General features: G+C 42.7%; 1 protein-coding gene. It reads right to left on the bottom strand.

Translation table 11 applies throughout. From position 1 onward, the window contains the following. Window positions 1–175: 175 nt before the first annotated feature. Window positions 176–916, bottom strand: coding sequence for a hypothetical protein (locus tag KNQ13_RS15685; RefSeq protein WP_209548555.1), 741 nt, complete (start codon window positions 914–916; stop codon window positions 176–178). Window positions 917–1,353: the final 437 nt, after the last annotated feature.

Raw genomic sequence — 1,353 nt, 5'->3', positions numbered from 1 at the left:
GTGGTGTGGTAACTCCATTCTACACGAGGCCGTTATGGGCTTTTTGTGTTTTCCGTCAGGTGTTGCACTTAATATTACAATTCGTCATAGGAATAGTCGAAAAAACCTCCCAAGACTTTCTTCACGAAAGCACCTTGGGAGGTGTTGTTCACTTCATGAAAAATGAAAACCCGCATCATCTCTTATCATCTGTCGTATCAAACATCGGCATGTATGTGATGTCACAAAGCTTCCCAGCTTCTGCTTCATCCTCGAAAATATTAATCACGATGACGACATCCTCGTTTTCCATGAAAGCAATTGGCTCCCGGATATTTTTTCGGTAAAAGCCAATCCCGTCCCCATACTCATCAATCCGGTCGATGTTCATCACCGTCCCGTTCAAGACGACAAGATCTTCTTTCCGGTTGAACTTCAGACTCGGACATTCAGGCAATACCTCGTCGTTGAACACGACCATCGGAATCGGAATCCGTCTGCCTTCTGTGTCGAGTATCTTTTCAACGAGCGGACGATTATAATCCGTCCATTCCTTCAGTCCCTCACGTTTGACTGTCATCGTGTCTTGTCCTTTGATGTATCGTGTCACGATATGATCAAAAAATAAGTAGGCGCGATCGATGGCACCTGCGTTCGGAATCCGTGCTGACTTTCCTGCCGCTCCGACGTGTACTCCAAAATAACTGAGCCATTGAAGGAGGAAGTCCCGCTCGAATAACTGTTTGTCAAAAATGATGCTGACTATTTCAAGATTCATCCCCTGTACAAAACACTGGAGTGAAATTTCATCTGCATTAAAGGTGTAGAGCCGTTCCCCGACGTATCTAGCTTCATAATCTTGGACAAGAAAATACTCAAAATGCTCCGGATATTCACGTAACCGTTTTTCATATTGGCGTTTCTCAAATGCTTCCACGTGTCATCACTCCTTTTCATCAAAAAATCTAACTAAAGTCTATCGCCTGTTTTTGTTGTTCCCTACTGTTGCCCTGGAGTCCTGCTTTTCCTCGTGTATCGGTATAACATTTGGTGGATGCTGATTATTTTTTTTCCGAACACCACCTCGGATAAGTAGAGTTATCCTGAAGCGAGTGGCGGAAACAGGCGGTTTTCCAAGCAATATTTTGTTTTGGATGGGAGAAATAGAGGGATTTTGCGTCTTGAAAGTTTAGAAAACCGTTGGCATGATTCAAAAAAGACGATTTGAAAATAGAGGATAACTCTACTTATACTGAAACTACCGCGGAATACATAAGATATGCATTGGATGGTCTACAGTTAGTTGGACATAAACCTTAAGGTCAATTAGACTTAGGAAAATTATGAACAGCAGAGGAGAATCACCTTCATGAA

The organism is Exiguobacterium sp. s128, assembly GCF_018618815.1.
GTDB classification, from domain to species: domain Bacteria; phylum Bacillota; class Bacilli; order Exiguobacteriales; family Exiguobacteriaceae; genus Exiguobacterium_A; species Exiguobacterium_A antarcticum.
The sequence above is the reverse complement of the archived record's forward strand: the minus strand, read 5'-3'. Positions and strand labels throughout refer to the sequence as shown.